This is a genomic window from Pandoraea sp. NE5 (genome assembly GCF_024363545.1).
GTDB classification, from domain to species: Bacteria; Pseudomonadota; Gammaproteobacteria; order Burkholderiales; family Burkholderiaceae; genus Pandoraea; species Pandoraea cepalis.
The window spans coordinates 1,901,332-1,927,600 of record NZ_AP025517.1 but is presented as its reverse complement, the minus strand read 5'-3'; the positions used below and the strand labels follow the sequence as shown (position 1 = coordinate 1,927,600).

Below are 26,269 nucleotides of genomic sequence, written 5' to 3'. Positions count from 1 at the left end.
GTTGTGATGTGATGCCGCGGGCGCATCAGCGATGGCTGAAGCTGGCCTTGAACGGCTGTTTCGGCACGACGACATCCTTCACGTCGCAAAAGAAATCGAAGCTCCAGTCGCCGCCTTCGCGGCCAATGCCGGAGCGCTTGGTGCCGCCGAACGGCGCCGCCAGATCACGAATGCCGAAGCTGTTGATCCAGAGAAAGCCCGTGCGAACGCGCTGCGCGACGGCAATGGCGTGCGCCTCGTCGCCATAACAAACGCCGCCCAGCCCATAGTCGGTGCCGTTAGCCATGTCGACGACCTCGTCATCGCTTGCGAACGTTTGCAGCGTAAGCACTGGGCCGAAGACCTCCTGTTGCACGATCTCATCGTGCTGACGCAGATCGGTAAGCAGCGTCGGCGCGAAGTACTGCTCGCCGAATGTATGCCGTGTGCCTCCCCACAGCACGCGCGCGCCCGCTGTCACGGCCCGTTCGACGAAGCCCTGTACGCGTTCGAGCTGCCGCTGGTGGATGATGGGACCGATCTCGGTCTGCCCATCGCGCGGGTCCCCCACGACGAGGCGCTCGACCAGCACGCGCAGCTTGTCGGTGAACGCCGGCGCCACGTCCGCATGAACGAGCAAACGCGTGCCCGCCAGGCATACCTGCCCGGCGTTGCGATACATCAGCGCGGCGGTGGCGGCAGCAGCGTCGAGATCGGCATCCGCCAGCACGATGAAGGCCGACTTGCCGCCCAGTTCCAGACTGCACGGCACGAGATTGGCCGCCGCCGCCGTGGCGATCCACTTGGCGGTCGCGACCGAGCCGGTGAACGAGATGCGCGCAAGCCGCGCGTCGCTCACGAGCGCCGCCCCCGTCACGGCTCCCGGGCCTTGCAACACTTGCAACACGCCCGGCGGCAGCCCTGCCTCGTGCGCGCAGTCCGCGAGTAACGAGGACGTGAGCGGCGCCCACTCCGGCGCCTTGAGCACTACCGTATTCCCGCACGCCAATGCCGGGCCGATCTTCCAAGTCGCGAGCATCAGCGGCGAGTTCCACGGCGTGATGACCGCCACGACACCCGCAGGATCGTGACGCACGAGATGACGCGCCTGCGGCGTCTCGATCACACGGTCCTGCAACGTCATGGCATGCTCGGCGAACCACGTGATGTTCTGCATGGCGCGCGGCACCACGCCATGCGCCATGCGTGAGCGCAGCACCCCGGCATCGACGCTCTCCAACGTGGCGAACGCCTCGGCACGACGCCCGACTTCGTCGGCAAATCGCTGGAGATACGGCAGGCGTCCCGACGCACCAAGCGCCGCCCACGCGGGGAAGGCCTGCGCCGCCGACGACACCGCGGCATCGACGTGCGCCGCATTGCCGCTGGCGATCTCCCCCAGATGTGTCTGGTCGATAGGCGAGACGCACGCGAACGTGTCGCCGGACGCCACGCGGCGGCCGTCGATATAGTGATCCGGCGAAACGGATACGCCGGCGACGTCAAAACGGGGAGCACTCATGCGATGTCTCGTGGGAAGTGTTTGGCGGAGCGGTTGGGGGAACCGTTGAGGAACGCGTCCGAGGCCTTGCGAATCGTTCAGCGCTTTTCGTCATCGACGGCAGCGAATTTCGCGGCCAGCGCACGGCTCGCGTTCGCGAGTAGCGTGGTGTCGATGCCCACCGCCATGAACGTCACGCCAAGGTCGAGGTAGTGACGGGCAAGCGCCTCGTCGGAGCACAGGATCCCTGCCGCCTTGCCCGCTCGACGGATCCGGGCGATGCCGTCGCCGATCGCCAGACGCACGTCGTGATGCGTCGCGTGTCCGAGATGCCCCATCGATGCCGCGAGATCGGCCGGGCCGATGAACACGCCGTCGACGCCATCGACGGCGGCAATGTCGTCGACCTGCGCTAGCGCGTCGGCCGTCTCTACCTGCACGAGCAGGCAGGTCGTTGTGTTCGCCGCGTGCAGATAGTCGTCGTAGCCGTTCCACCGCGAAGACCGCGCCAATCCGCTGCCGACGCCGCGCGTGCCTTGCGGCGGATACCGCGTGGCGCTCGCGAGCGCGCGCGCCATCCCGGCGGACTCGACCATCGGCACCAGCAGCGTCGTCGCCCCGATGTCCAGCACCTGCTTGATGAGCGCAGCGTCGCCATGCGGCAACCGCACCACAGGGTGTGTCGGATATGGGGCCACCGCCTGCAACGTCGCCAGCATCGTGCGCAGATCGTTGGGGGCATGCTCGCCGTCGATCACCAGCCAGTCGAAGCCGCTGCCGGCGCACAACTCGGCGGCGTACGGCGTGGCGAGTCCCAGCCACAGGCCGATCTGGCGCTCGCCACGGGCCAACGCCTGCTTGAAGGCATTCGGGGGTGTTTTCATATCAACCTCTCCAGTGAGGTGCGAACCATCGGGGACGTTCGGCGCCGTCAGACGAAGCGCACGCCGATCGCGCCGAGCGGGCCGTAGTCGGCGTGAAACACGTCGCCCGCCGCACAGGCCACGGGTCGCGTGAACGACCCGGCCAGCACGATCTCGCCCGCTTGCAGCCCTTCGTCGAAGGCGCCCAGCTTGTTCGCCAGCCACGCAATGCCATTGCCGGGATGGTTAAGCACCGCCGCACTCAGGCCCGATTCTTCGATCACGCCATTGCGATAGAGCAGCGCGCCCGTCCAGCGCAGATCGACAGCGTCCGGCTTCACGGGACGTCCACCGAGAATCACGGCCGCATTCGCCGCGTTGTCGGCAATCGTGTCGACGACCTTGCGCGGCGCTTTCGTGTCGCGGTCGAAAAGCTCGATGCGGCCATCGATCAATTCGAGCGCCGGCGTCACCCAGGCGGTGGCGTCGAGCACGTCGAACAAGGTAACCCCAGGGCCCTTGAGCGGCTTGGCCAGAATGAATGCCAACTCCACTTCGAGACGCGGCACGATGAACCGCGAGGCATCGAGGGTCGCGCCATCGGTCACAAGCATGTCGTCGAGTAACGTGCCGTGATCGGGTTCCGTGATCTGGGCGGCGACTTGCATGGCGCGCGACGTCAGCCCGATCTTGTGACCGATCACGCGACGCCCTTCGGCGAACTTCAACGCCAGCCACGCCTGTGCGATCGCGTAGCTGTCGGCCGTCGTCATCTCGGGATACCGGCGGGAGAACTGCATGACCGGCGTGCGACAGCGTTCGGCGTCGTGCAGCTCGCGGGCAAGGGCCTGGCAGGTCGCGGCGTCGAGCGTCGGCATCGGGGGGTCTCCATGGCGCCACCCGCTACGGGCAACGCACTCTTGTCGGTCGATAACGCCTATTCTTGCGGCCCCCGGCGCCAGGAACAATCAATCGATTCAGGGACATTGATAAGCAAAACTGGATAATCGAACGCCGCCGGATACCTTCTGCCAGTCAGGTATCGTCAATACAATTTCGAAATGAGAGTGATTTGCATTTATAATTCGCAACGCTTTATTACAAGGCATTACGCAAACCGAACCGAATGCTGTCGGCTGCCGTTCCGGTCAACGCTCGGGTTCGCCACACTCTCGCCGTCAAGAAGGTCAGCCAAGATGAAGATGTCTCCGCGTCGCCGCGCACATGTGGCCGCCGACACCCCCCGCGTCCGCCCCTGCGCCGCCCGCCTCCCCTCCCGTCCTCGTCTGCCGCACGCCATCGCCAGCGCCGCCGCGCTGCTCGTGACAACGCTCGGCACCGCCTATGCGCAGCAGGCCACAGGTGCGACGACAGCAGAATCCAGGGCCGAAGTCGAACTCGACGCAGTCAACGTTTCCGGCGACTGGCTCGGGACCGGTCTCGACAGCAGCGCGAAGACCTTCCCCGGTGCGCGTACGGTCGTGAAGAAGGCGCAGATCGAGGCATCGGGTGCGACGAACATTGGTGATGTCATGCGCCGCATCCCCGGTGTGCAGGCGAGCGACAACTCGGGTACCGCGGGCAGCGCCATCTCCCTGAACATCGGCGTGCGCGGCCTCACCGGCCGTTACTCGCCGCGCTCGACCGTGTTGCTCGACGGCATTCCGATGGCCGTCGCACCTTACGGTCAGCCGCAGTTGTCCTTTGCGCCGGTCAGCCTCTTCAACATCGAGACCATCGACGTCGTGCGCAGCGGCGGTGCCGTGCGCTACGGGCCGCAGAACGTCGGCGGCGTGATCAACTTCAAGACGCGTGCGATCCCCAGCACGCCGGGCCTTACGGCCGACGCCACCGTGCGCGAGAACGTCTACACGATCGGTGGCGGCGCCAACACCCAATACGGCGCGTTCCTCGGCACGCAGATGGATAACGGTTTGGGACTCGCGCTGCTGTATTCCGGCATGGTCGGACGCGACTGGCGCAAGGGCAGCGACGAGCGCGTGAACGACCTCGCGCTGAAATGGCGGTACGACATCTCGTCGAGCCAGCAGGTGTACGGCAAGGTCTCGTATTACGACGTGAAGTCGAAGACGCCCGGCGGCCTGAGCGTCGCGCAATTCAATGCCGATCCTTTCCAGAACACGCGGCCGAACGACTACTGGAGCGGCAACCGCACCGGCCTCGACGTCGGCTATCTGAACACGATCTCCGAGACGCAGGAATTTGAGATCCGCACGTTCTACAACGAGAGCTATCGTCAGAGCACGCTGATCAACGCCGCCGGCACGCAGACCACACACCAGCCTCGCAACTACGAGACGTTCGGTATCGAGCCACGCTTCACGCAGCGCCTGTTCGTCGGTCCGACCGCGCACGACGTGACCGTTGGCTATCGCTACGTGCACGAGCGTGGCGACGACAACAACTGGACCACGACCCTGGCCACCGGGCGCAACTCCGCCACGCAGACGTTCTACAACTACACCAGCGCGAACGCGTTCTACCTCGACGACCGCATGGCCTGGGGCAACTGGCGACTCACGCCGGGCGTGCGTTACGAGATCATCAACTCGCAGCGCGTCGACAAGTCGACGGGCAACACCTTCCGCTCGGACAACAGCAAGCCGCTGCCCTCGGTGAACCTGTCGTACCTGGTGAACAGCGCGTGGACGGTCTATGCGGACTACAGCACGTCGTTCGGACCGGTGCAGAACACGCAGTTGAATTCGATGTCGGCCACGAACCCGCTGACGCCGGAGCTCGCGCGCACCTATGAAATCGGCACCCGCTGGTCGGACTCGCGTTGGAAGGCCGAGCTCACGGCGTTCAAGATGAAGTTCGACAACCAGATTCTGCAAGTGCCCGGCTCGACCCCGCCCGTCTTCCAGAACATTGGCGCGACGAACCACGACGGCATCGAAACCGCCGTCGATTACACCTTCGACCGCGACAGCGTGCTGCGCGGCTTGAACGTGTACGCGAACTTCACTTACACGCGTGCGATCCAGAAATCGGGCGCGACCGCCGGTCTCGACGTGCCGTTCTACTCGCGCTTCACGGATACGCTCGGCGCCCGTTACGACATCGGCGCGTGGACATTCAACGTCTCCACCACGCGCCAGAGCGCGCAGTATTCGGATCTGGCCAACACGGAAGCGGAATCGGCCGACGGCAGCAATGGCAAGGTGCCCGGCTTCCGTCTGTGGAACCTGCAGGCGATGTACAAGGTCCCCGGCTACAAGAACGCCGACGTCACGGTGGGTCTGAACAACGTCTTCGATAAACGCTTCTATACGCGCAACGTCGACGGCAACGCCGGCCGCATGGTCGGCGCGCCGCGCATGATCTACGTGCAGGGCCACTTCGGGTTCTGATCGCCGCAGGATCGGTAAACGAAAAAAAACGGCACCCGCTAGGGTGCCGTTTTCGTTACGACGCGGGTATCAGGTTGGCAGCGCCCGCTCTCGCCAGCGCCGCCCGCCCGATTACTCCGCCGTAGGCTCTTCCACCGAGCTTGGCATCGGTGCAAACGCTTCTTCCAGAGCGATCTGGTCGTGACGCTCGCGATCCGACGTCTCGCGGGCCTTGCGGGCCTTGTGATACGCCAGACCCGTACCTGCCGGGATGAGACGGCCAACGATGACGTTTTCCTTCAGGCCACGCAGGTCGTCCTTCTTGCCCATGATCGCGGCTTCGGTCAACACGCGCGTCGTTTCCTGGAACGAGGCTGCCGAGATGAACGAATCCGTCGACAGCGACGCCTTCGTAATCCCCAGCAGCACGTTCTCGTACTGCGCCGGACGCTTGTCCGCGGCGTTCATGGCGTCGTTCTCGTACAGCATGTCCGAGCGCTCGACCTGTTCGCCGATGATGAAGCGCGTATCGCCGTTGTCGGTGATCTGCACACGACGCAGCATCTGGCGAACGATCACCTCGATGTGCTTGTCGTTGATCTTCACACCCTGCAAGCGGTACACGTCCTGCACTTCGTCGACGATGTAACGCGCCAGCGCTTCGATACCCTGCAGACGCAGGATGTCGTGCGGGTCGGCCGGACCGTCCACGATCATTTCGCCCTTGTTCACCACCTGGCCGTCGTGCACCAGCACCTGCTTTTCCTTCGGAATCAGGAACTCGTGCTGGTTGCCGTCGAGATCGGTAATGACCAGACGCTGCTTGCCCTTCGTGTCCTTGCCGAACGACGTGGTACCGGTGACTTCGGCCAGAATGCCGGCGTCCTTCGGTGCGCGCGCTTCGAACAGCTCGGCCACACGCGGCAGACCCCCGGTAATATCGCGCGTCTTCTGCGCTTCGGTCGGGATACGTGCGAGCACTTCACCCACCGGCACTTGCTGACCGTCCTTGATGGTGATCAGTGCGCCCACCTGGAAGCCGATCGTCACTGCGTGATCGGTCCCCGGGATCTTCACTTCCACACCATGTTCGTCGAGCAGCTTGACCTGCGGACGCACGTTCTTCGACGCCGGACCACGACGCTTCGGATCGATCACGACCAGCGTGGACAGACCCGTCACATCGTCGATCTGCTTGGCCACCGTGACACCTTCCTCGACGTTCTCGAACCGGGCGTAACCGCCGTGTTCGGTAATGATCGGGCGCGTCAGCGGATCCCACGTACCCAGTTGGGCACCGGCCTTGACCTGTGCGCCGTCCAGATGCAGCAGCGTGGCGCCGTACGGCACCTTGTGGCGCTCGCGCTCACGGCCATGATCGTCCGTGATCAGGATTTCGCCCGAACGCGAGATGGCGATCTGTTCGCCGCGACCGTTCGTCACGTAACGCATGGTCGCCGAGAAGCGAACCGTACCGTTCGACTTGGCTTCGATCGACGAGGCCACGGCCGCACGCGATGCCGCACCACCGATGTGGAACGTACGCATCGTGAGCTGCGTGCCCGGTTCACCGATCGACTGCGCAGCGATCACACCGACCGCTTCGCCCACGTTCACACGCGAGCCGCGGCCAAGGTCACGGCCGTAACAGGCGGCGCACAGACCGAAGCGCGTATCGCAGGTCAGCGGCGTGCGCACGCGCACTTCGTCGACACCCAGCGCTTCGATCATCTCGACGGCGTCCTCGTCGAGCAGCGTGCCCGATTCGTACACCGTCTCTTGCGTTTCCGGATTCACGACGTCGGCCACGGCCACGCGACCGAGGATACGGTCACGCAGGGCTTCGACCACTTCACCGCCCTCGACCAGTGCCTTCATCGCAACGCCGTTGCTCGTGCCGCAATCGTCTTCGACCACGACCAGATCCTGCGTCACGTCGACCAGACGACGCGTCAGGTAACCCGAGTTTGCCGTCTTCAGTGCCGTATCGGCCAGACCCTTACGTGCACCGTGGGTCGAGATGAAGTACTGCAACACGTTCAGGCCTTCGCGGAAGTTCGCGGTAATCGGCGTCTCGATAATCGAGCCGTCCGGCTTGGCCATCAGGCCACGCATCCCCGCGAGCTGGCGAATCTGGGCGCTCGAACCGCGAGCACCGGAGTCGGCCATCATGTAAATCGAGTTGAACGACTCCTGGTCGACGATATTGCCGTCGCGATCGGTCGTCTTCTCTTTCGAGAGCTGCTCCATCATCGCCTTGCCCACGGCGTCGCCGGTCGCACCCCAGATGTCCACGACGTTGTTGTAACGCTCTTGCGCCGTGACCAGACCCGACATGTACTGACGGTCGTATTCCTTGACCTTCTTCGACGCTTCGCCGATCAGCTCTTCCTTCTTCGTCGGCACGAGCATGTCGTCGACGCAGATCGAGATACCGGCGCGCGTTGCCAGGCGGAAGCCCGACTGCATCAGCTTGTCGACGAAGATCACCGTCTCGCGCAGACCGCAGCGGCGGAACGCCGTGTTGATCAGCTTCGAGATTTCCTTCTTCTTGAGCGACTTGTTCAGCACCGAGAACGGCAGGCCCGGCGGCAGAATTTCCGACAGGATCGCGCGGCCGACCGTGGTCGGGTACAGCGTGATCTTCGGCGTCTTCTCGCCCGTTTCCGGATCGACCGTGTACTCCGTGATACGCACGTTCACGCGCGAAGCCAGTTCGACTTCCTTGTTGTCGTACGCGCGCAGCACTTCCGAGACGTCGATGAACGACAGGCCTTCGCCGCGGCCGTTGATCTTGTCGCGGGTCGCGTAATACAGACCCAGCACGATATCCTGCGACGGCACGATCGACGGATCGCCGTTGGCCGGGAACAACACGTTGTTCGAGGCCAGCATCAGGGTACGCGCTTCCATCTGCGCTTCGAGCGACAGCGGCACGTGAACGGCCATCTGGTCACCGTCGAAGTCGGCGTTGAACGCCGCGCAAACCAGCGGGTGAAGCTGGATCGCCTTGCCTTCGATCAGCACCGGCTCGAACGCCTGAATCCCCAGGCGGTGCAGCGTCGGTGCGCGGTTCAGCATGATCGGGTGTTCGCGGATCACATCTTCGAGGATGTCCCACACCACCGCCGTCTGGTTCTCGACTTCCTTCTTCGCGGCCTTGATGGTCGTGGCCACGCCCAACACTTCCAGCTTGTGGAAGATGAACGGCTTGAAGAGTTCGAGCGCCATCAGCTTCGGCAGACCGCACTGATGCAGCTTGAGCGTCGGGCCCACGGTAATCACCGAACGGCCCGAGTAGTCCACGCGCTTACCGAGCAGATTCTGACGGAAACGACCGCTCTTGCCCTTGATCATGTCGGCCAGCGACTTGAGCGGGCGCTTGTTCGCACCGGTCATCGCCTTGCCGCGACGGCCGTTGTCGAGCAGCGAGTCCACGGATTCCTGCAGCATGCGCTTTTCGTTGCGCACGATGATGTCCGGGGCCTTCAGCTCGAGCAGACGCTTCAGACGGTTGTTACGGTTGATGACGCGGCGATACAGATCGTTCAGATCCGAGGTCGCGAAGCGGCCACCGTCGAGCGGCACCAACGGGCGCAGCTCGGGCGGGAGCACCGGCAGCACTTCGAGCACCATCCACTCGGGCTTAATGCCCGAACGCTGGAAAGCCTCGAGCACCTTCAGGCGCTTGGCGTACTTCTTGATCTTCGCTTCCGAGCCCGTGGCTTGCAGCTCGGCGCGCAGATGCTCGACCTGCTGGTCGATGTCGATCGAGCGCAGCAGCTCGCGCACGCCTTCCGCGCCCATCTCGGCACGGAATTCGTCGCCGTATTCCTCGACCTTGTTGTAGTAATCCTCTTCGGTCATGATCTGGCACCGCTTGAGCGGCGTCATGCCCGGTTCGAGAACCACATACGCTTCGAAGTACAGCACGCGTTCAATGTCGCGCAGCGTCATGTCGAGCACCATGCCCAGACGCGACGGGAGCGACTTCAGGAACCAGATGTGCGCGACCGGCGAGGCCAGCTCAATGTGGCCCATGCGCTCGCGACGCACCTTCGCCAGCGTGACTTCCACGCCGCACTTCTCGCAGATCACGCCACGGTGCTTCAGGCGCTTGTACTTGCCGCAAAGGCACTCGTAATCCTTGATCGGACCGAAGATCTTTGCGCAGAACAGGCCGTCACGCTCGGGCTTGAACGTCCGATAGTTGATCGTTTCCGGCTTCTTCACTTCGCCGAACGACCACGAGCGGATCTTGTCCGGCGAAGCCAGACCGATCTTGATCGCGTCGAACTGTTCGACCTGCTGAACTTGCTTGAATAGATCGAGCAAAGCTTTCATTGCTTTCTCCTGTTGCCTGAACGCAATTAACTGCGCTCCAGGTCGATATCGATACCGAGCGAACGGATTTCCTTGACCAGCACGTTGAACGACTCCGGCATGCCGGCATCGATTACGTGATCGCCCTTGACGAGGTTCTCGTACACCTTCGTACGCCCCGTCACGTCATCCGACTTCACGGTCAGCATTTCCTGCAGCACATACGATGCGCCGTATGCTTCCAGTGCCCACACTTCCATTTCACCGAAGCGCTGACCACCGAACTGGGCCTTACCGCCCAACGGCTGTTGCGTCACCAGCGAGTACGGACCGGTCGAACGCGCGTGCATCTTGTCGTCGACCAAGTGGTGCAGCTTGAGCATGTGCATGAAGCCGCACGTGACCGGACGCTCGAAGGCTTCGCCGGTACGGCCGTCGAACAGCGTGACCTGGTTCTTCGACGGCGTCATGCCGAGTTCCTTCGCGACGTGATCCGGGAACGCCAGATCCAGCATGCGACGGATTTCGTCTTCATGGGCACCATCGAACACCGGCGTTGCGAACGGCACGCCGTTCTGCAGGTTGCGCGCCAGCGACATGATCTCGTCGTCCGACAGGCTGTCGATATCTTCTTGTTGACCGCTCTCGTTGTAGATCTTCGTCAGGAACTTGCGAACTTCCTGGACCTTGGTGTGCGCCTGCAGCATTTCGCCGATACGCCAGCCCAGACCCTTCGCTGCCCAGCCGAGGTGCGACTCGAGAATCTGACCCACGTTCATCCGCGACGGCACGCCGAGCGGGTTGAGCACGATGTCTGCCGGACGGCCATCGGCCATGTACGGCATATCCTCGATCGGCACGATCTTCGAGACCACGCCCTTGTTACCGTGACGGCCTGCCATCTTGTCGCCAGGCTGCAGACGACGCTTGACCGCCAGGTACACCTTGACCATCTTCAGCACGCCCGGCGGCAGTTCGTCGCCTTGCGTGAGCTTCTTGCGCTTCTCTTCGAAGGCCAGATCGAACGAGTGACGCTTCTGCTCGATCGATTCCTTGATCTGCTCGAGCTGTTGCGCACCTTCGTCTTCCGCCAGACGGATGTCGAACCAGTGGTAACGGTCCAGATCCGCCAGGTATTCCTTCGTGAGCTTGGTGCCCTTGGCGAGCTTCTTCGGACCGCCATTGGCCGTCTTGCCCACCAGGAAGCGCTCCAGACGCTGGAACGCATCGCCTTCCACGATACGCAGCTGGTCGTTCAGGTCGAGGCGGTAGCCCTTGAGTTCATCGTCGATGATCTGCTGGGCGCGCTTGTCGCGCTGAATGCCTTCACGCGTGAACACCTGCACGTCGATGACGGTGCCGCTCATGCCCGACGGCACGCGCAGCGAGGTGTCCTTCACGTCCGATGCCTTCTCGCCGAAGATCGCGCGCAGCAGCTTTTCTTCCGGCGTGAGCTGGGTTTCGCCCTTCGGCGTGACCTTGCCCACCAGCACATCGCCGGCTTCGACTTCCGCGCCGATGTACACGATGCCCGACTCGTCCAGACGGCCGAGTTGGACTTCCGCCAGGTTCGAAATATCGCGCGTGATTTCCTCAGGTCCGAGCTTGGTGTCGCGAGCGACCACGTTCAGCTCTTCGATGTGGATCGACGTATAACGGTCTTCCGCAACGACACGCTCCGAGATCAGGATCGAATCCTCGAAGTTGTAGCCGTTCCACGGCATGAACGCGATCAGCATGTTCTGACCCAGCGCCAACTCACCCAGATCGGTCGACGCGCCGTCGGCGATCACATCGCCGCGCGCCACCTTGTCGCCTTCTTCCACGATCGGGCGCTGGTTGATGTTGGTGTTCTGGTTCGAACGCGTGTACTTGATCAGGTTGTAGATGTCCACGCCGACTTCACCGGCGACGGCTTCATCGTCGTTCACGCGAATCACCACACGGCCTGCGTCGACGTAGTCGACCACGCCGCCACGGAACGCCTGCACGGTCGTACCCGAGTCGACAGCCACCGTACGTTCGATACCCGTACCGACCACCGCTTTTTCCGGACGCAGGCAAGGCACGGCCTGGCGCTGCATGTTCGAACCCATCAACGCGCGGTTCGCGTCGTCGTGCTCGAGGAACGGAATCAGCGACGCGGCGACGGAGACGATCTGCGACGGTGCCACGTCCATGTACTGGATGCGGTCCGGCGTGACCATCAGCGTTTCGCCGGCTTCACGCGACGACACCAGTTCGTCGGTCAGTTCACCGTTTTCGCCAATCGACGCGTTCGCCTGAGCGATCACGTAGCGACCTTCCTCAATGGCCGACAGGTAGTCGATCTGGTCGGTGACCTTGCCGTCTTCCACCTTGCGGTAAGGCGTCTCGAGGAAGCCATACTCGTTCAGGCGGGCGTACAGTGCCAGCGAGTTGATCAGACCAATGTTCGGACCTTCCGGCGTTTCGATCGGGCACACGCGGCCGTAGTGGGTCGGGTGCACGTCGCGCACTTCGAAGCCGGCACGCTCGCGCGTCAAACCGCCCGGGCCCAGTGCGGACACGCGACGCTTGTGCGTGATTTCCGACAGCGGGTTGGTCTGGTCCATGAACTGCGAGAGCTGCGACGAACCGAAGAACTCGCGGATGGCCGACGAGATCGGCTTGCTGTTGATCAGGTCGTGCGGCATCAGGTTTTCCGACTCGGCCTGACCCAGACGTTCCTTCACAGCACGCTCGACACGCACCAGACCGGCGCGGAACTGGTTCTCGGCCAGCTCACCCACGCAACGCACACGACGGTTGCCCAAGTGGTCGATGTCGTCGACTTCGCCGCGGCCATTACGCAGATCCACGAGGATCTTGATGGTCGAGAGAATGTCGTCGTCGCCCAGCGTCATCGGTCCGAGCACTTCGTCACGGCCGACACGACGGTTGAACTTCATACGACCCACCTTCGACAGGTCGTACGCTTCTTCGCTGTAGAACAGACGGTTGAACAGGGCCTCGACCGCATCTTCGGTCGGCGGCTCGCCCGGGCGCATCATGCGGTAGATCGCAATACGCGCGGCCGTGCGGTCGGCGGTTTCGTCGATGCGCAGCGTGGCCGAGATGTACGACCCCTGATCCAGATCGTTCGTGAACAGCGTCTGGATGTCCGACACGTCCGACTCGCGCAGCTTGACCAGCACGCTTTCGGTGATTTCTTCGTTGGCGTTGGCGATCACTTCGCCGGTATCGCCATCGATCACGTTCTTCGCGAGCACTCGGCCGAGCAGGTAGTCTTCCGGCACCGAGATGAACTTGGTGTTGGCGTTCTCCAGGTCGCGGATATGCTTGGCGTTGACGCGCTTGTCCTTCTGGACGATGACCTTGCCTTCGCGATCCGTGATGTCGAAGCGCGCTACTTCACCGCGCAGACGCTCCGGCACGAACTCCATCTGTGCGCCTTCCGGCATCAGCTTGAAGTTATCGAACACGAAGAAGTTCGCGAGGATCTGTTCCGGCGTCAGGCCGATCGCCTTGAGCAGGATCGTGACCGGCATCTTGCGACGGCGGTCGACGCGGAAGTACAAGATGTCCTTCGGATCGAATTCGAAGTCCAGCCACGAGCCGCGGTAGGGGATGATACGCGCGGAGAACAGCAGTTTGCCCGAGCTGTGCGTCTTGCCCTTGTCGTGTTCGAAGAACACGCCCGGCGAGCGGTGCAGCTGCGAGACGATGACACGCTCCGTGCCATTGATGACGAAGGAACCCGTCGAGGTCATGAGCGGAATTTCGCCCATGTACACTTCCTGTTCCTTGACTTCCTTGACGACGGGCTTGTTCGGCGATTCACGGTCGAGAATCACCAGACGAACCTTGGCGCGCAGGGCCGAGCAAAAAGTCAGGCCGCGCTGTTGACATTCCTTGACATCGAACGCGGGCGTGCCGAGCAGATAGCTGACAAACTCCAGGCGTGCGAACCCGTTGTGAGAAACGATCGGGAAAATGGAGGAAAAGGCTGCTTGCAGACCCTCCGGCTTCCGCTCCGATGCAAGCGCTTCGGCTTGCAAGAACGATGTGTACGAGGCGAGCTGGGTGGCCAGCAAAAACGGCACCTTGTGCACGGTCGGACGCTTCGCAAAACTCTTGCGAATGCGTTTCTTCTCGGTGAAGGAATAGTGCATTACGATCTCCGAATCACTACGCTGGCGACGACGGCAGGCATCGTCAACGGGTGTTCATCGACTGAGACCAGACGTCCCCCGCGGCGGGCTTGCCGTGGAGCAACGAGCTTGGTGGTTGGCCGCTACCAACCGCTGGCTGACGGCGACGGATGCCTGTGTTGCCCGTCGCCCGACCAAACTTGCCTTCTGCAGTCGCTTCAGAAGACAAAGAGAAAACCGCCACGGGTCGAATCCCGGCGCGATCTTTTCTTTGGCCTCTTCGGTATTTCTTCGGTACTACCCTCGCTTCCTCTCTGTTGCTGTGTATCGCCAGTACCCTCGATGATGCGTGCGCTTGAAACGGCAAAAATCACGGATGCATCGGCGAAATCATTTTGCTTTCAACCTCTTGGCACACTTTCGCGCTGGCTTTCGAGTTGCGTGCGCCCCTTTCGGGATTTGGCTCTCCTGAAAGCACAAAAAGGCTGACGACGTTTCGTCGCCAGCCTTCCCTACGCGCAGAGCCGAATTACTTGATTTCGACCTTGGCGCCGGCTTCTTCCAGCTTCTTCTTGGCTTCGTCAGCAGCAGCCTTGTCGACGCCTTCCTTGACAGCCTTCGGAGCGCCATCAACCACGTCCTTGGCTTCCTTCAAGCCCAGGCCCGTGATTTCGCGGACGGCCTTGATCACGCCGACCTTGTTCGCACCGACTTCCGCCAGGATGACGTTGAATTCGGTTTGCTCTTCGGCTGCTGCAGCAGCACCAGCACCCGCGGGGCCAGCCACCGACAGGGCAGCAGCCGACACGCCAAACTTCTCTTCGAACGCCTTGACCAGGTCGTTCAGTTCCATAACCGACATTGCGCCAACGGCGTCGATGATGTCTTCTTTCGTGATTGCCATTTGTAAAACTCCTAGATTGTGTTCGGACCGAAGTCAGCGATCGTGTAACCGGGACGAGAATTAAGCAGCTTCTGCTTGCTTCTTCTCGGCCACGGCAGCCAGGACGCGAGCAAAGCCGGAAACCGGCGCTTGCATGACACCCAGCAACTTCGCGAGCAGTTCGTCGCGGCTCGGGATCGAGGCGAGCGCTTGCACGCCTGCCTTGTCCATCACCTTGCCGTCGTACGAGCCGGCCTTCAAGATCAACTTGTCGTTGCCCTTCGAAAAGTCGTTCAAGACTTTCGCAGCGGCTACGGGATCCGTCGAGATACCGTAGATCAGAGGACCGGTCATCTGCTCAGCCAGGTCAGCAAACGGGGTGTTTTCCACCGCGCGGCGAGCCAGCGTGTTCTTCAGAACGCGCAGGTAGACGCCTTGCTGACGCGCATTGGCGCGAAGCTTCGTCAGATCGCCAACCGTGATTCCGCGATATTCAGCCACAACGATGGTCGAAGCGCCGGCGACTTGCGCCGAAACTTCTGCCACGACGGCTTTCTTATCATCAAGATTAAGTGCCACGGTTAACCTCCAAAATTGACATCACCTCATGGTGATGCCGTTCCACTAACGGCTTACCGACATGTCTGGAGTTTCAACCACCACGCCCGGTTGCCCAGGTGAGGCGATGTGACTGCATAACTTGTTCGGGTTCGCCATCTGCGTTGGCTGGCGTATTAAGGGAGCGTCAACACATGCCCATTCCCGCCAACGGTCTTTGATAACCGGAAGCGATTTCCGAAGAATCCGCTTCCGCCCAAAGTCTTTTGCTGCTGACTGTCGATCCTGAGGATCGCAGTCGTCGCAGGGGACGCCATCACCCTGCGATTGCGATACGGTCTGGCTTAGGCAGCCAGGCTGGCCTGATCCACACGCACGCCAACGCCCATCGTGCTCGACAGGGCGATCTTGCGCAGGTAGACACCCTTGCTCGAAGCCGGCTTCGACTTCGTCAGGGCTTCCAGCAGGGCCGACAGGTTCTGACGCAGCGCTGCCGGGTCGAACGACGCACGACCGATGGTCGCGTGAATAATGCCGCCCTTGTCAACGCGGAACTGCACCTGACCGGCCTTGGCGTTCTTCACTGCCGTAGCGACGTCCGGGGTCACCGTGCCAACCTTCGGGTTCGGCATCAGGCCGCGCGGGCCGAGAATCTGACCCAGCGTACCGACGACGCGCATCGTGTCCGGCGAAGCGATCACGATATCGAAGTCCATCTTGCCAGCCTTGATTTGCTCGGCGAGGTCTTCCATACCCACGATTTCAGCGCCGGCAGCCTTGGCTTGCTCGGCCTTTTCGCCTTGAGCGAACACAGCCACGCGAACCGACTTACCGGTACCGGCCGGCAGAACGACCGAGCCGCGAACCACTTGGTCCGACTTCTTCGCATCCACGCCCAGTTGCACGGCGACGTCGATCGACTCGTCGAACTTGGCGCTTGCGCATTCCTTGACCAGGGCCAGAGCATCGCCGACCGGGTACAGCTTGTTGCGGTCGACCTTGGCGGCCAGTGCTTGTTGACGCTTAGAGATCTTAGCCATTACAGACCCTCCACCGTGATGCCCATCGAACGTGCGCTGCCAGCGATGGTGCGAACCGCGGCGTCCAGATCGGCGGCGGTAAGGTCAGGCATCTTGGTCTTCGCGATTTCTTCCGCTTGTGCGCGGGTGATCTTGCCCACCTTGTCGGTGTGCGGCTTGCTCGAACCCTTTTGCAGGTTGGCAGCCTTCTTGATCAGCACCGTTGCCGGCGGGGTCTTCAGGACGAACGTGAAGCTCTTGTCCGCAAATGCGGTGATCACCACCGGGGTCGGAAGACCCGGCTCGAGGCTCTGCGTTTGCGCGTTGAACGCCTTGCAGAACTCCATGATGTTCAGGCCACGTTGACCCAGGGCCGGGCCCACGGGGGGCGACGGGTTGGCTTTACCTGCAGGAATCTGCAGCTTGATAAAGCCGATGATTTTCTTTGCCATGGTTTACTCCGGAACGAATATGTGGCGCATATTCGGGGTTGAGTCATAGCGCGCGTTCACCAAAACGGGCTACTGACGCTCCTCGGCGACGGCTGTCACCAACGCAAAAACGCGCCGGACGTCGCGCCGGCGCATTTTATTCTTAGATCTTTTCGACTTGCCCGAACTCCAGTTCTACCGGAGTTGCCCGTCCGAAAATGGTGACGGAAACACGGAGGCGAGATTTTTCGTAGTTCACTTCTTCCACCGAGCCGTTGAAGTCCGTGAAAGGACCTTCCTTGACTCGAACCAGCTCGCCCACCTCGAACAACGTCTTCGGACGCGGCTTTTCCACCCCGTCCTTGATTTGCGACATGATCTTGTCGACCTCGGCCTGTCGAATCGGAATCGGGCGATTGCCCGTACCGCCGACAAAACCAGTGACCTTGGCGGTATTCTTCACCAGGTGCCACGTGTCATCCGTCATTTCCATCTCGCACAGCACATAGCCGGGGAAGAAACGACGCTCGGTGACCGACTTGTGGCCACCTTTGATTTCAACGACTTCTTCGGTCGGGACAAGAATCTCGCCGAACAAGTCTTCCATGCCGGCACGCGCAATACGCTCACGCAGCGCCTTGGCTACGCTCTTTTCCATGCCGGAATACGCATGAACGACGTACCAGCGCTTCTTACTCGGTGCAGCCCCGGTATCAGACATATCACTTCCAGCCAAGAATCAAAGAGAACACCGCCCATTCAATCGTCTTGTCGCTGATCCAGAGATACAGCGCCATCACGATGACGAACGCGAAGACAATCGCAGTCGTTTGAGCGGCCTCTTTACGGGTCGGCCAAACGACCTTACCCACTTCCCTATACGCATCCTTGGCAAAAGCCAGGAAGCTTTTGCCGGTTTGCGATGCCAATGCAACACCTGCTGCGATGGCGAGAACGACGACGATGGCAGCAACGCGCACATACAGTGCCTGTTGCCCCAGCGCGTAGAAGGCCACGACACCAGCAATCACGAGCAGCCCGGCCAGTGCCAGCAGCAGCTTGTCGCCAGTCGTACGTACAGTTTCTACGGGAGAATTCGCCATTTCCAGCTTGCAGACAGTTGTTTGGCAGGGGCAGAGGGAATCGAACCCCCAACCTTCGGTTTTGGAGACCGACGCTCTGCCAGTTGAGCTATACCCCTAAAACAGCAGTGGGGCCAGCCGCCAAAAGCTGACCCCGTAAGCGCGGACCGTTAAGGTACCGGCTTACGCTACGATCTTTGCAACCACGCCGGCGCCGACAGTACGGCCACCTTCGCGAATTGCGAAACGCAGGCCTTCAGTCATGGCGATCGGAGCGATCAACTTGACGGTGATCGACACGTTGTCGCCAGGCATGACCATTTCCTTGCCTTCCGGCAGGGTGATCGAGCCCGTCACGTCCGTCGTACGGAAATAGAACTGCGGACGGTAGTTGTTGAAGAACGGAGTGTGACGACCACCTTCGTCCTTCGACAGCACGTACACTTCGCCGGTGAATTCCGTGTGCGGCGTGATCGAGCCCGGCTTGGCCAGAACCTGACCACGCTGGACGTCTTCACGCTTCGTGCCGCGCAGCAGAATACCGACGTTATCGCCTGCCTGACCTTGGTCGAGCAGCTTGCGGAACATTTCGACGCCCGTGCAAATCGTCTTGACCGTCGGGGTAATACCGACGATTTCGATTTCTTCGCCGACCTTGACGACACCCGACTCAACACGACCGGTCACCACGGTACCGCGACCCGAGATCGAGAACACGTCTTCCACCGGCATCAGGAATGCCTTGTCGATGGCGCGTTCCGGCGTCGGGATGTACGTATCGAGGGCTTCAGCCAGTTGCATGATGGCTTCTTCGCCCAGGGGACCCTTGTCGCCTTCCAGCGCCAGCTTGGCGGAACCCTTGATGATCGGCACATCGTCGCCCGGGAAGTCATACTTCGACAGGAGCTCGCGAACTTCCATTTCGACCAGCTCGAGCAGCTCGGCGTCGTCGACCATGTCGCACTTGTTCAGGAACACGATGATGTACGGAACGCCAACCTGACGAGCCAGCAGGATGTGCTCGCGCGTTTGCGGCATCGGGCCGTCGGCAGCCGAGCAAACCAGAATGGCGCCGTCCATCTGGGCAGCACCGGTAATCATGTTCTTGACGTAGTCGGCGTGGCCCGGGCAGTCAACGTGTGCGTAGTGGCGGTTAGCCGTTTCGTACTCGATGTGCGCGGTGTTGATGGTAATGCCGCGTGCCTTTTCTTCCGGTGCCGCGTCGATGTCCGCGTAGTTCTTGGCTTCACCGCCGAACTTCGACGAAAGCACCGTTGCGATAGCGGCCGTCAGGGTCGTCTTGCCGTGGTCGACGTGACCGATGGTGCCGACGTTGACGTGCGGCTTGGTCCGCTGAAACTTTTCCTTTGCCATTTCCGACTCCTAACGAGGTTATCTTTTGCCGAGGTTGCTCGGCATGATGATTGCCGCGCTTCACACTATCTTTGGTGCCCATGGGCAGGATCGAACTGCCGACCTCTCCCTTACCAAGGGAGTGCTCTACCACTGAGCCACATGGGCGAATCCATTACTACTGCTGCATCTGCGCGTCACCTGGAGCGGGTGAAGGGAATCGAACCCTCGTCGTAAGCTTGGAAGGCTTCTGCTCTACCATTGAGCTACACCCGCTTGGATTCCGACTCTCGCCTCAGGCAACAAGCGCCGGAAATTTTAGTTCCCGGCGCTCATTACTTCCGCATTCTGGTGGAGGAGGTTGGATTCGAACCAACGTAGGCGTAAGCCAACAGATTTACAGTCTGCCCCCTTTAGCCACTCGGGCACCCCTCCGCAGAGAATTCAAAAGTATATGGATGTCCCGGCGACGTGTCAACACCCGATCTACATTTCCGCCTTATTTTTGGGGCCAAGGTATCGACTGCATCCCCGACAGCAGTCGTGGCGTCACACCCACGCCCGGGTGCGCCGGCGTAATCCCGTATTCAGCGTAGCTATAGAACTGGTACACGCAATCAGGACGAGGCACGATAACGCCCTGCCAAGGGCGCTCCGACACCGCCGGGTAGATAAAGGGCAGCGCCCAACACTCGGGCAGCAGCACCTCCGCTTTCATGTCGGGACCGGGGTGCAAGACTGCGTTGAGCGGAGCCTGCTCCCGTGCACGGATCAACGAATCCACGAACATGCTGTGCTTCTGTGCGTATCCCATGTATGCAGCACGTTTGGCCCGGACGGCATCCACACTGAAATACATCACGATAGCCAACATCGGCGCCAGCACCAGCCACGTGCGGCACCCCCCCCCAGAAATTCGCGGCCCAAGCCAGCTCGCAACGACACCCGACAAGATCGGCAAGGAGATGAAAAGCGGGACGTTGGTGAAGTAATAAACATCGCCGCCAATATAGACGACCGTCAGAATCAGCAAAGCCGCGCCGGCAGTGCCGAGGGAGTACACAGCACCAGGCATCGACAGAAGACGACGAACGCCGCCCTTTGCGCCAAGCCACGCGATGGCAAGCCACGAGATGAGGAAGTGGCAGGCGACGAAACCGAGCACCGCCAATCCGGCGCTCCCCCACCCAGAGGGCGTCACCGAATGCCCTTGCCCCAGTTGATCGATCAAAACACCCAGATCGCGCCCGCCCAGGGAGAAATAGCGAATCAACCCGAAAAGCACAATCTGGCTGGGCATGTGCGCGGCCGCCGACTTGGCCACCACGATCGTCGTCGTGATGCAAACCAGCAGGAAGGCCGCAAGCGCCGCCCCGGTTCTTCGACCGACCGGAAATGCGACCCGGAGGAACCAGAGCCCCACGTACATCAACCCGACAGACCCCTTGGCTCCGCCTATCGCCAACCCCAACAGCGCAATCAATGCAAGGTCGGCGCGTGTCAACGTCTGCTTGAACAGTAGGGGCAAACCGATAACCAACAACCCCAATGAGACCATGTATGACTCGGATACGAGGTATGTGTCCCAGAGAGCCCATTCGCCCAAGAGTTGCGGCAGGGCGACCAGAATGACGCTCGTGACGCCCCACGCCACCCGCACGTCAGCTCGCCCATCCGCGTCGAGCATCTGGCTGCAGGCCACGATGGAAAAAATCAGGAGCGGCGCAAACAACACCCAGGTCGCAACGCCGTAGACTTCGAGGACACTGCCCCCGGACAAGTCACTGATACCCGCCATGAGAATGTGGGACAGGACGTGATACGGTGTGACGACCAGTCCCTCCAGACCATTCGAGACGACCCCGTAGTTCTTGATCATCGCGGCAATGCTCGCGTGAAACAGAGGGTCCGGCCGCATCGCCCCGGCGCTCAAGCGCTGCAGCATATCGAACGAGCTGTAGGCGTGCTTGGCACCGAGTATCGTCAACGTCGACATGGCCGCCAGAAGCACGATCGACGGCAGGGTGTTCCATCCGGCACGCACAAACCGAATGGCAGCCACCGCGCCGATCACGGCAATCGCATAAAAGACGGCGTTCACCCAGCCCGAACGGCCAAAGGTCACGAGGCAGAGCAACCCGTAAGTCAGAACCAGCGCCCAGGTCACGCTGCGAAGGCCGCGCAACAGCGCGTAAAAGACAAAGAGTACAGCGATGCACGCCAGAAAGATGGGCGTCGACTGCATTACGACCGCCATGTCGCTCGCGAGCAGATTCTGAGCGAAAAACACCCCTACCCCGGTCAGGAGCAAGGACAGGAACAGTATATTTATTTTATTTTCCGGGACCGAGATGGAATCCAGCAACGTCTCCCCAACCCCTTGCCCGACCGTCTGTCCGACACCAATCATCGCAAATCCCGAGAATTCCCAGTTGAGGGGCGATTCTACCGCGCCCCGTGCCGCAATCATCACCCCACCATCTTGATACCGGCCAGAAGAAGCACGGCCGCCACGCTGACTCGCACCCACCGCCCGGGCGCCTTACCTGAGAGCAGGCTTCCCGCCACCACCGCCGGGATCGACCCGACCAACAAGCTCGCCAGCATGTGCCAATCGACAGCTCCGGCAATCAGATAGCCAAAGCTTGCAACCAGGGCCAGCGGGATGGCGTGCACCAGATCCGTGGCAACCAGGCGATGGGGCGTCATCCGCAAGGGATAGAGATACATCAGCATGACCGTGCCCATGGCCCCGGCGCCAACCGATGTCAGGGCGACGCACAGTCCGAGCAGCGCACCCACCAATACGGTCAACCCGGGTTGCATCGCCTTGAACTTGACCGGCTCTCCCAAGCGCTTTTTCCGAGCCATCGAGGCCAGCTGCGGCGCCAGAATCAAACCCAACGCCGTCATCACGACCACACCGCCAACCGCTTTGCTCAGCCAGTCAACCTTGACGCTCCCCCCCCCCATGTTCACGCACAGCGCAACCACGAGCGAAACGGGCAAACTCCCGATCCACAAGCGCTTCGCCACCTGCCAGTCGACATGTCCCGAGCGGTGATGAATGGGTGCACCGACCAACTTGGTAATCGCGGCAAACCAAAGATCGGTCGCAACCGCTGTGTGTGGCGCCACACCGAAGACGAGCAATAGAATCGGCGTCATGATCGCCCCGCCACCCACCCCCGTCAGCCCCACGACGAAGCCGGTCAGCGCCCCGGCCGCCGAATATGATAGATCAATCATCCATTCCTCAAATTGTTGAGAGCGCTAGCGCCCTCACGTTTAGGGATGCCTGTACCGATATGCAATATCATGTCCAATCAAACGCGCACAGATGGTAACATGCATCAATACCCATATATAAAAGTGACATACTGCATATTGAGACACCGCAAATGACGAATTCCGAGGCCTCTGGCCTTCATGCAGACCGCGTCTGGAATATCGATGCGGCCCATTTGTATCTGCAGTCACTTGGCGAAGTGGTCGCCAAGCGCACGGCCGAGCGACGCTTGCGCGAACTCGGTATTCTTGCTGACCGGCTCAACGCCAACTCACTGGTGGATGAGTTGGAACGCCCTGCAAACCGCCTCGTGCTGGAATGGGCGCTCACCGAAGCAAGAAGTAAGCGGAAACTTCCGCTATTCGCCCAATTGCACAAGACACCTGACGACGTGACGCTATTGCAGGCCAACGACGCCCGCGGTGCGCGCTACTGGCTGCAGGTCAAGGAAAATGACGATCCTGCATCGCTCCGTGACGCGCTCGTGCGTCTTCAGCGGCATATCGGCAAGGAAATTGCGGTGTTTCCGCACGGCAGACTCGTAAAGGGGTTGCGCACACTGGCGTCCACGCCGGAAATCACCTTGAACCCCAGCGCCTATCCCCCCGTCTTGCCCCCGCTTGAGCCGATTCGCGCTCGCGAATTCCCTGCCACGATGCACCTTCGTCGCCTTGAGGCCGAGAGCATCCACATCCTCCGGGAAGCCGTGGCGGAAGCGGAGAATCCGGCCATGCTCTACTCCGTCGGCAAAGACAGCGCCGTCATGCTGCATCTCGCACGCAAGGCCTTCTATCCAGCGCCGCCGCCGTTCCCCCTGCTCCATGTCGACACCCGATGGAAGTTTCAGGAGATGTATCTGTTCCGGGACCAAATGGCCCATGCGTCAGGCATGGATCTCTTGGTGTATGTGAACCCAGAGGCGATTGAAAAGGACATCAACCCGTTCGATCATGGGTCCGCGCTGCATACCGACATCACGAAGACAGAGGGCCTCAAGCAGGCACTGGACAAATACAAGTTCGACATGGTTTTCGGTGGTGCGCGGCGAGACGAGGAGAAATCGCGGGCCAAGGAGCGTGTGTTTTCTTTCCGTACTCAAAGTCATTGCTGGGATCCCAAGAACCAGCGCCCCGAACTCTGGAGTCTGTACAACACGCGCAAGAACCGCGGCGAAAGCATCCGCGTATTCCCACTGTCGAATTGGACCGAACTTGATATCTGGCAATACATTCTTCAGGAAGGCATTCCCGTCGTGCCGCTGTATTTCGCCAAACCCAGGCCCGTGGTCGTGCGTGACGGCATGATTCTCCTGGTTGACGACAATCGGTTCCGCCTGCTCTCCGGCGAAGAAATCATCGAGAAGAAGGTGCGATTCCGCACCTTGGGCTGCTACCCGCTCACGGGCGCCGTCGAATCCGGCGCCGAATCGGTACCCGAGATCGTGATGGAGCTCGCCAACACCCGAGCCTCCGAGCGGCAAGGCCGAGCGATCGACAGCGACGCCGCCGGCAGTATGGAGAAGAAGAAGCAGGAGGGATATTTCTGATGCGACGCACCTCAACCGACACGCCCCGCTCATCGACCGCGTCGCCACGCGCACGACACGACAAGGACACCCAGCAGCCGGCCAGCTTTGAGGCGCACTTGGCGCGGCAACAAGCCCAGGACCTCTTGCGCTTTATTACTTGCGGGAGTGTCGACGACGGCAAGAGTACGTTGATCGGGCGCTTGCTGTGGGACTCTCGTCAGCTGTTCGACGATCAACTCGCAACCTTGCAGGCCGAATCCCGTAAATACGGAACGCAAGGGAGTGACATCGACTTCGCCTTGTTGGTCGACGGCCTGTCCGCCGAGCGCGAACAGGGCATCACGATCGACGTCGCCTACCGGTTCTTCTCGACAGCAAAGCGCAAGTTCATCGTGGCCGATACGCCGGGCCACGAGCAATACACCCGCAACATGGTGACAGGCGCATCCAACGCCGACGTCGCAGTGCTGCTGGTGGATGCGCGCAAGGGTTTGCTCACGCAGACACGACGCCACGCGTACCTCGTGTCGTTGATGGGCATCCGCCACGTCGCGCTCGCCATCAACAAGATGGACCTGGTGGGCTTCAAAGCCGAAACGTTCCAGCAGATTCGCGACGACTTCGAATCGTTTGCGCACCCCCTGGGCTTCTCGTCGATCACCGCCGTCCCCCTGTGCGCCACCGCCGGCGACAACATCATCGAGCACTCCCCCCACACACCGTGGTACGTCGGCCCGACCTTCCTCGGGTATCTGGAAACGATCAAGGTCGCGCCCCCCAATACGGAGCGCTTTGCGTTTCCGGTGCAATGGGTCAATCGCCCCAATTCCGAGTTCAGAGGCTATTGCGGCAATGTCACCGGGGGAACGATTCGCGTAGGAGACGAGATCCGCGTGAGCGCCTCTGGACAGCAGGCGGTGCTCGAACAAATCGTCACCATGGACGGATCACCGGACACCGCCACGGTGGGCGACGCCGTCACGCTTCGATTCGATCGCGAGATCGACGCGTCGCGTGGTGACGTGATCGCATTGAGTCGTGCCCCACTGGAGTCGACGGATCAATTCGAGGCCACGTTGGTGTGGATGCATGAAGATGCGGGGCTGACCGGCCGCAACTATGAGATCAAACTGGCGACGCAATGGGCATCGGCGGCGATCACCACGATCAAGCATCGGATCGATATCAACACACTCGCGACCCAAGCCGCCAAATCACTCTCGTTGAACGATATCGCGACGTGCAATATCGCGACGAACAAGCCCTTGGTGTTTGACACTTACGCCAGTTCGCCGACCCTCGGCAGCTTCATTCTGGTTGACCGATTCACCAACGCCACCGTGGCCGCCGGCATGATTCGCCACAGCCTCAGGCGCGCGGAAAACGTTCACTACCAGGCGCTCGCCATTACGCGCGCCGATCGTGAACGATTGAATGGACACCCCGGCAAGGTTGTCTGGTTCACCGGCCTGTCCGGCTCCGGAAAATCGACCTTGTCCAACGCGCTGGAGGTCGAGCTTCACCGCCGCGGCATGCGCACCTATATCCTCGATGGGGACAACGTACGCCACGGACTGAACAAGGACCTGGGCTTCACCGAGGCGGATCGCGTGGAGAACATCCGACGCGTCACGGAAGTCGCAAGGCTGATGATGGACGCCGGCACGATCGTGATGACCGCGCTTATCTCGCCCTTCAAGCGCGAGCGCGAGATGGCGCGAGAGTTGATCGGCCCCGAGAATTTCATCGAGGTCTATGTGAGCACGCCGCTCGACGTATGCGAAACCCGCGACCCCAAGGGTTTGTACAAGAAAGCCCGCGCCGGAATGATTCCCAATATGACCGGGATCAACAGCCCTTACGAGCCCCCTGAAAACCCGCAAGTGGTCATCGATGGCCAGGATTTCTCACTGGAAGCCGGGGTCGATGCCATCGTCGAAGCGCTCCTGCCCCTCGACTGACGGCGCTCGATCG

17 protein-coding genes and 4 tRNA genes are annotated in these 26,269 nt (G+C 61.3%); 3 read left to right on the top strand and 18 right to left on the bottom strand.

The window, feature by feature from the left end; translation table 11 throughout:
• Positions 1–25: 25 nt before the first annotated feature.
• From PanNE5_RS08740 to hpaH, 3 genes are all read right to left on the bottom strand, one after another.
• The gene (locus PanNE5_RS08740) at positions 26–1,501 is read right to left on the bottom strand and encodes an aldehyde dehydrogenase family protein (protein ID WP_261939626.1); all 1,476 of its coding nucleotides are present in this window, start codon (positions 1,499–1,501) and stop codon (positions 26–28) included.
• A 77-nt stretch (positions 1,502–1,578) separates the two neighbouring features.
• Positions 1,579–2,364, bottom strand: coding sequence for a 4-hydroxy-2-oxoheptanedioate aldolase (hpaI, locus tag PanNE5_RS08735; RefSeq protein ID WP_017232371.1), 786 nt, complete (start codon positions 2,362–2,364; stop codon positions 1,579–1,581).
• A gap of 47 nt (positions 2,365–2,411) precedes the next feature.
• Positions 2,412–3,221, bottom strand: coding sequence for a 2-oxo-hept-4-ene-1,7-dioate hydratase (hpaH, locus tag PanNE5_RS08730; RefSeq protein WP_261939625.1), 810 nt, complete (start codon positions 3,219–3,221; stop codon positions 2,412–2,414).
• Positions 3,222–3,539: 318 nt separating this feature from the next.
• On the opposite strand from hpaH, the gene PanNE5_RS08725 reads away from it, so the two are divergent.
• Positions 3,540–5,717: a TonB-dependent receptor family protein gene (locus PanNE5_RS08725; protein ID WP_261939624.1), complete on the top strand. Its 2,178-nt coding sequence runs from the start codon at positions 3,540–3,542 to the stop codon at positions 5,715–5,717.
• 111 nt (positions 5,718–5,828) lie between these two features.
• Here the strand turns inward: PanNE5_RS08725 and rpoC are convergent, their stop codons facing one another.
• The 15 genes from rpoC to PanNE5_RS08650 form a co-directional block, all read right to left on the bottom strand.
• The gene (gene rpoC / locus PanNE5_RS08720) at positions 5,829–10,040 is read right to left on the bottom strand and encodes a DNA-directed RNA polymerase subunit beta' (RefSeq protein ID WP_017232374.1); all 4,212 of its coding nucleotides are present in this window, start codon (positions 10,038–10,040) and stop codon (positions 5,829–5,831) included.
• 26 nt (positions 10,041–10,066) lie between these two features.
• A complete protein-coding gene (gene rpoB, locus PanNE5_RS08715) occupies positions 10,067–14,173 on the bottom strand; it encodes a DNA-directed RNA polymerase subunit beta (RefSeq protein WP_017232375.1) in 4,107 nt (1,368 codons plus the stop codon).
• Positions 14,174–14,681: 508 nt separating this feature from the next.
• The gene (gene rplL, locus PanNE5_RS08710) at positions 14,682–15,056 is read right to left on the bottom strand and encodes a 50S ribosomal protein L7/L12 (protein ID WP_017232376.1); all 375 of its coding nucleotides are present in this window, start codon (positions 15,054–15,056) and stop codon (positions 14,682–14,684) included.
• Positions 15,057–15,116: 60 nt separating this feature from the next.
• Positions 15,117–15,614 carry a 50S ribosomal protein L10 gene (rplJ, locus tag PanNE5_RS08705; protein ID WP_010804162.1) on the bottom strand — a complete coding sequence of 166 codons (498 nt, stop codon included), beginning with the start codon at positions 15,612–15,614 and terminating at the stop codon, positions 15,117–15,119.
• Positions 15,615–15,937: 323 nt separating this feature from the next.
• Positions 15,938–16,633: a 50S ribosomal protein L1 gene (gene rplA / locus PanNE5_RS08700; protein WP_017232377.1), complete on the bottom strand. Its 696-nt coding sequence runs from the start codon at positions 16,631–16,633 to the stop codon at positions 15,938–15,940.
• Positions 16,633–17,064: a 50S ribosomal protein L11 gene (gene rplK / locus PanNE5_RS08695; protein WP_017232378.1), complete on the bottom strand. Its 432-nt coding sequence runs from the start codon at positions 17,062–17,064 to the stop codon at positions 16,633–16,635. Before rplK ends, rplA begins: the two co-directional genes overlap by 1 nt.
• Positions 17,065–17,206: 142 nt before the next feature.
• A complete protein-coding gene (nusG, locus tag PanNE5_RS08690; RefSeq protein ID WP_026131673.1) occupies positions 17,207–17,764 on the bottom strand; it encodes a transcription termination/antitermination protein NusG in 558 nt (185 codons plus the stop codon).
• A gap of 1 nt (position 17,765) precedes the next feature.
• On the bottom strand, positions 17,766–18,146 hold the full coding sequence (gene secE / locus PanNE5_RS08685) for a preprotein translocase subunit SecE (RefSeq protein WP_017232380.1): 381 nt from the start codon (positions 18,144–18,146) through the stop codon (positions 17,766–17,768).
• A 22-nt stretch (positions 18,147–18,168) separates the two neighbouring features.
• Positions 18,169–18,244: transfer RNA gene (locus tag PanNE5_RS08680), tRNA-Trp, on the bottom strand.
• A 64-nt stretch (positions 18,245–18,308) separates the two neighbouring features.
• Positions 18,309–19,499 (bottom strand): elongation factor Tu, encoded by a 1,191-nt coding sequence (tuf, locus tag PanNE5_RS08675; protein WP_150563277.1) that lies wholly within the window; start codon positions 19,497–19,499, stop codon positions 18,309–18,311.
• Positions 19,500–19,571: 72 nt separating this feature from the next.
• A tRNA-Thr gene (locus PanNE5_RS08670) sits at positions 19,572–19,646 on the bottom strand.
• A 34-nt stretch (positions 19,647–19,680) separates the two neighbouring features.
• Positions 19,681–19,754 (bottom strand) — tRNA-Gly (locus PanNE5_RS08665).
• Between the two features lie 73 nt (positions 19,755–19,827).
• A tRNA-Tyr gene (locus PanNE5_RS08660) sits at positions 19,828–19,913 on the bottom strand.
• Between the two features lie 64 nt (positions 19,914–19,977).
• Positions 19,978–21,948, bottom strand: a complete 1,971-nt coding sequence (locus tag PanNE5_RS08655) for a hypothetical protein (protein ID WP_261939623.1) — start codon at positions 21,946–21,948, stop codon at positions 19,978–19,980.
• Positions 21,948–22,727 carry a sulfite exporter TauE/SafE family protein gene (locus tag PanNE5_RS08650; protein WP_261939622.1) on the bottom strand — a complete coding sequence of 260 codons (780 nt, stop codon included), beginning with the start codon at positions 22,725–22,727 and terminating at the stop codon, positions 21,948–21,950. The genes PanNE5_RS08655 and PanNE5_RS08650 overlap by 1 nt, the downstream gene beginning before the upstream one ends.
• 695 nt (positions 22,728–23,422) lie before the next feature.
• On the opposite strand from PanNE5_RS08650, the gene cysD reads away from it, so the two are divergent.
• Positions 23,423–24,313, top strand: coding sequence for a sulfate adenylyltransferase subunit CysD (cysD, locus tag PanNE5_RS08645; RefSeq protein ID WP_198288659.1), 891 nt, complete (start codon positions 23,423–23,425; stop codon positions 24,311–24,313).
• Complete coding sequence (cysN, locus tag PanNE5_RS08640) at positions 24,313–26,256, top strand: sulfate adenylyltransferase subunit CysN (protein ID WP_017232383.1); 1,944 nt, start codon at positions 24,313–24,315, stop codon at positions 26,254–26,256. Before cysD ends, cysN begins: the two co-directional genes overlap by 1 nt.
• The last annotated feature ends 13 nt before the right edge of the window (positions 26,257–26,269 follow it).

Coding starts and splice junctions, on each gene's coding strand:
- PanNE5_RS08740 (WP_261939626.1), bottom strand. CDS start 1,501: ATGAGTGCTCCCCGTTTTGACGTCGCCGGCGTATCCGTTTCGCCGGAT.
- hpaI (WP_017232371.1), bottom strand. CDS start 2,364: ATGAAAACACCCCCGAATGCCTTCAAGCAGGCGTTGGCCCGTGGCGAG.
- hpaH (WP_261939625.1), bottom strand. CDS start 3,221: ATGCCGACGCTCGACGCCGCGACCTGCCAGGCCCTTGCCCGCGAGCTG.
- PanNE5_RS08725 (WP_261939624.1), top strand. CDS start 3,540: ATGAAGATGTCTCCGCGTCGCCGCGCACATGTGGCCGCCGACACCCCC.
- rpoC (WP_017232374.1), bottom strand. CDS start 10,040: ATGAAAGCTTTGCTCGATCTATTCAAGCAAGTTCAGCAGGTCGAACAG.
- rpoB (WP_017232375.1), bottom strand. CDS start 14,173: ATGCACTATTCCTTCACCGAGAAGAAACGCATTCGCAAGAGTTTTGCG.
- rplL (WP_017232376.1), bottom strand. CDS start 15,056: ATGGCAATCACGAAAGAAGACATCATCGACGCCGTTGGCGCAATGTCG.
- rplA (WP_017232377.1), bottom strand. CDS start 16,633: ATGGCTAAGATCTCTAAGCGTCAACAAGCACTGGCCGCCAAGGTCGAC.
- rplK (WP_017232378.1), bottom strand. CDS start 17,064: ATGGCAAAGAAAATCATCGGCTTTATCAAGCTGCAGATTCCTGCAGGT.
- nusG (WP_026131673.1), bottom strand. CDS start 17,764: ATGTCTGATACCGGGGCTGCACCGAGTAAGAAGCGCTGGTACGTCGTT.
- secE (WP_017232380.1), bottom strand. CDS start 18,146: ATGGCGAATTCTCCCGTAGAAACTGTACGTACGACTGGCGACAAGCTG.
- tuf (WP_150563277.1), bottom strand. CDS start 19,499: ATGGCAAAGGAAAAGTTTCAGCGGACCAAGCCGCACGTCAACGTCGGC.
- PanNE5_RS08655 (WP_261939623.1), bottom strand. CDS start 21,948: ATGATTGCGGCACGGGGCGCGGTAGAATCGCCCCTCAACTGGGAATTC.
- PanNE5_RS08650 (WP_261939622.1), bottom strand. CDS start 22,727: ATGATTGATCTATCATATTCGGCGGCCGGGGCGCTGACCGGCTTCGTC.
- cysD (WP_198288659.1), top strand. CDS start 23,423: ATGCACCTTCGTCGCCTTGAGGCCGAGAGCATCCACATCCTCCGGGAA.
- cysN (WP_017232383.1), top strand. CDS start 24,313: ATGCGACGCACCTCAACCGACACGCCCCGCTCATCGACCGCGTCGCCA.